At 68.5% G+C, this 3,578-nt stretch carries 1 protein-coding gene; it reads right to left on the reverse strand.

All coding sequences use genetic code 11. From position 1 onward, the window contains the following. The coding region (locus tag ACE5C1_RS04975) for a strawberry notch-like NTP hydrolase domain-containing protein (protein ID WP_374942960.1) at positions 1 to 3,578 on the reverse strand (3,578 nt) is incomplete at both ends.

Below are 3,578 nucleotides of genomic sequence, written 5' to 3' on the forward strand. Positions count from 1 at the left end.
CCCCAGGCGGTGGTGAATGCGGCGGCCGTGGTGACCTTCCAACGGGTATCGGCGAACGCGTCGCGGTCGATACGCTGGCGGCGAAGCGGCCGCAGGATCTCGTAGCGCGGGCAAGCGATACCATCCTCGTTGAGCAGGCTCCGACCATCCAGGCGCAACGCGCCGCGTCCCGATCGCTCGTTGATCAGGAAGCACGCGTCCCGCCGCGCAGCGAAGCGCAGGGCATCCTCGACCGGCATGGGCCGCGGTCGTCGCGCGAGCGCGAGCGTGAGCAAATGGGTCGTGGCGCCGCTCGCGGCATCGCTCCGGATCACTCGATCCCGCTCGACGGTCAGACGTTCGACGGCCAGCGTTTCGACACCCAGATCGAGAGTCCCGGCGCGTCGTGCCGCCTCGACCCGCGCCTCGATCAACCCGAGATATTCGTCGAAGATGGCATTCTGGAGCGCGATCGGAAAGGCGAGCAGCCGGTTCAACCATCGCTGAATGGGCGGCAGGTCTTCGCGCAGGCCGCCGCCTTCGGCCTGCAGGTGCAGGCCCGAGCGATCCTCGAAGTCCCCCAGGGTCGTCGACTGGAGCTTGCCGAGGTAGAGCAGGCGATACCAGGCGGTCAGTGCATCCTTGGCATGGTCGCTCTCGAGATTGTCGGCGGGATCGAAGAGGTTCTGGCCGCCGGTCTGGCGCTGCCCGCGCGTCAGCGCGCCAAGCGTGTCGAGACGGCGGGCGATGGTCGAGATGAACCGCCGCTCCCCGCGAACGTCGGTCGTGACCGGGCGGAACAGCGGTGCCGAGGCCTGCGCCGAGCGGTGCGTTCGGCCGAGACCCTGGATCGCGGCGTCGGCGCGCCAGCCGGGCTCGAGCAGGTAATGGATCCGCCTGGCCTGGTTCTTGGCCTTGAGGCAGGCATGGTAGCTGCGGCCCGTGCCCCCGGCATCGCTGAAGACGAGCAGCTTCTTCGTGCCGTCCATGAACGCCTGCGACTCAGCCAGGTTCGATTTGGGCGTTCGGCGCTCCAGGCGTTGGGCACCATTCGTGTCCAAGACGAGCCGGCGGGTTCGGCCGGTCACCTCGGCGACGTGGCGAACACCGAAGCGTTCGAGGATCGCATCGAGCGCCGTCGCGATCGGCGGCAGCGCGCAGAGCTGCTCGACGAGTGCTTCGCGAGCGGCGATCGCGGCCTGGCTATGCACCGGGTGGCCGTCGGCATCGACCATGGGTTCCGAGCGGGTGTTCCCCTCCGCATCGGTAAAAAGGCGCATCTGGCGGGTCGGGAAGGCGCCGAGAAGATAGTCGATCACATATTCGCGTGGGCTGAGGTCGATCTCGAGTGCTTCCCGCTCGGACGGGTCGAGCTCGGCCAGCCGCCGCGCGAGCATGGCCTCGCCGGTCGAGACCAGCTGCACGACGACGGCGTCGCCGCGCGCAAGGTCGGCCTCGATTGCAGGCAACAGGCTCGGCAATTTGGCGGACAAGAGCAGCTGCGCGAAGAAGCGCTGCTTCACGCTTTCGAACCGCGACAGCGCAGCCGCCTTGGCGTTGGCGTTCAGCGTTGCACCGGAGACGCTGTCGATTACGCGCGTCTGCTCGAGCGCGGCGGTCAGGTTGCGATGGATGATCGCCCAGGCCTCGGCATAGGCATCGTAGGTTTGGATCTGCTCGGGGCTAAGCTTGTGCTCGAGCAAATCATATTCGACGCCTGCGAACGACAGCGCGCGGGCAGTGTAGAGGCCGAGCGCCTTTAGGTCGCGCGCGACCAGCTCCATCGCCGCGATCCCGCCCTTGCGGACCGCGGCGATGAACGCCTCGCGGTCGGCGAACGCCGTGCCAGGGCCCCAGAGACCGAGCCGGGTCGCGTAGCTGAGGTTCGCGACATCGGAGGCACCGGTTGCCGAGACGTAGAGAATGCGCGCGCGTGGCAGGTGGTTCTGCAGGCGGAGCCCCGCGACCCCCTGTTCGGAGCCTTTTACTCGCCCGCGGGAGCCTTCGCCGCCGGCCGCGTTCGCCAGCGCGTGCGCTTCGTCGAACGCGATCACGCCATCGAAACCCGCCCCAGCCCAGGCAAGGATCTGTTGGAGGCGCGTGGCATCCTCACGGCCCGATCGGAGCGTCGGGTAGGTCACGAAGAGGATGCCGGCGTCCAGGGTAACGGACGTGCCGAGCTTCCACTGGGATAGTGGCTGCACGTCGAGCGCCATGCCGCCGAGCGCGCTCCAGTCGCGCCGGGCGTCTTCGAGAAGGGCCTCGTTCTTGCTCAGCCAGATGTGGCGGCGTCGTCCGCGCTGCCATTGATCGAGGATGATCCCGGCGACTTGGCGACCCTTGCCGGCGCCCGTGCCGTCGCCAAGGAAAAAGCCCGCCGCATAGGCGGCGCCATCGTCCGTGATCTCCAGCGTTGCGCCTTCCTGCGCAGGCTGAAACCGGCCGGGCAGATCGCGTTCGAAGGCAGCACCCGCATAGATCAAGGTTTCAAGCTGTGCGTCCGAGATCTCGCCGTTCGTTACGATCGTCGCCGCGAGCAGTGGTGCGTAGGCCGGACGCGGTGCGGCGATCGATCCCATCGCTAGCGACTCGACCAGCGGCGTCGGGTGCGCCTGCGCATCGGGCAGTCTAAGCCGGCTGGGGCGCCACGGCAGGTATATGCCGACCGGGTCGCCGGTGGGGCTTGGCTCGTCGAGAGGGATCACCCGCACCGGTCGAGCGACGCGGTCGGCCTGCTCGGCGCGCGGCACAGGGGCCGCGCGCAGGTGCGCAGTGCCGCGGAACAACGAGGCACGAGCCGGACGAGCGGCGGCGGGTGGCGGTGATGGCCGTGTCGCGTGATTGGCGCGGGGCGGCAGCCGGTCGACCAGCGGCAGCACCGCGTCGAGCTCACTTACCTCGGCGACGATAGGCGCATCACCTACGACAATCTTGTCCCAGACCAGCATGCGAACCGCGATGCCCGTGCCGTGCTTGGCATAGAGACCACGTGCCAGGGTAAGGTCGAGCCGGCAGGTCCAGGATGCGCCGAGCACCTCGCGGCTGGATCCGGTCGGCATCAGCGCTACGATTCTGCCGCCGGCGCCAAGGCGCCGCGCGGCGGCGAGCAGGTGACGATCGGCTGCGTGGCGATCCTCGCCGCGACCTTCGGAGCGCGCGAAGGGCGGGTTCATGATGATTACCGACGGGCGGAGATCGGGGTGAAACAGGTCGTCGATCAGCTCGCCGTCGTGGCCCGTCACAAGGGCCTGAGGGAACGCTTCGGCCAGGCACAACCGTCGCACGGGATCGATCTCGTTGAGGAGCAGCCGCGCGCCGGCGCGGGCGGCTGGCCAAGCCAGCATGCCGGTGCCCGCGGAAGGCTCGAGCAGCGTATCGTCGGGCGCGAGCGCGGCTGCCTGTCCGAGCAGCCAGGCGATCGGTGCGGGCGTCGAGAATTGCTGGAGTGCGAGCTGCTCCTCGGTGCGGATACTTTGGGTCGGCAGCCGCGCGGTAAAGTTCACAAGGTCGGCGAGCGCATCGTTGCAATCGGCGGGTACGGCTCGATCCGGCGACGCCAGCAGCAGGATCTGCGCAAGTTCGAGCGCGTCATAGGCGTG

Origin of the sequence: Sphingomonas sp. (assembly GCF_964263785.1) — a bacterium.
Lineage (GTDB): Bacteria > Pseudomonadota > Alphaproteobacteria > Sphingomonadales > Sphingomonadaceae > Sphingomonas.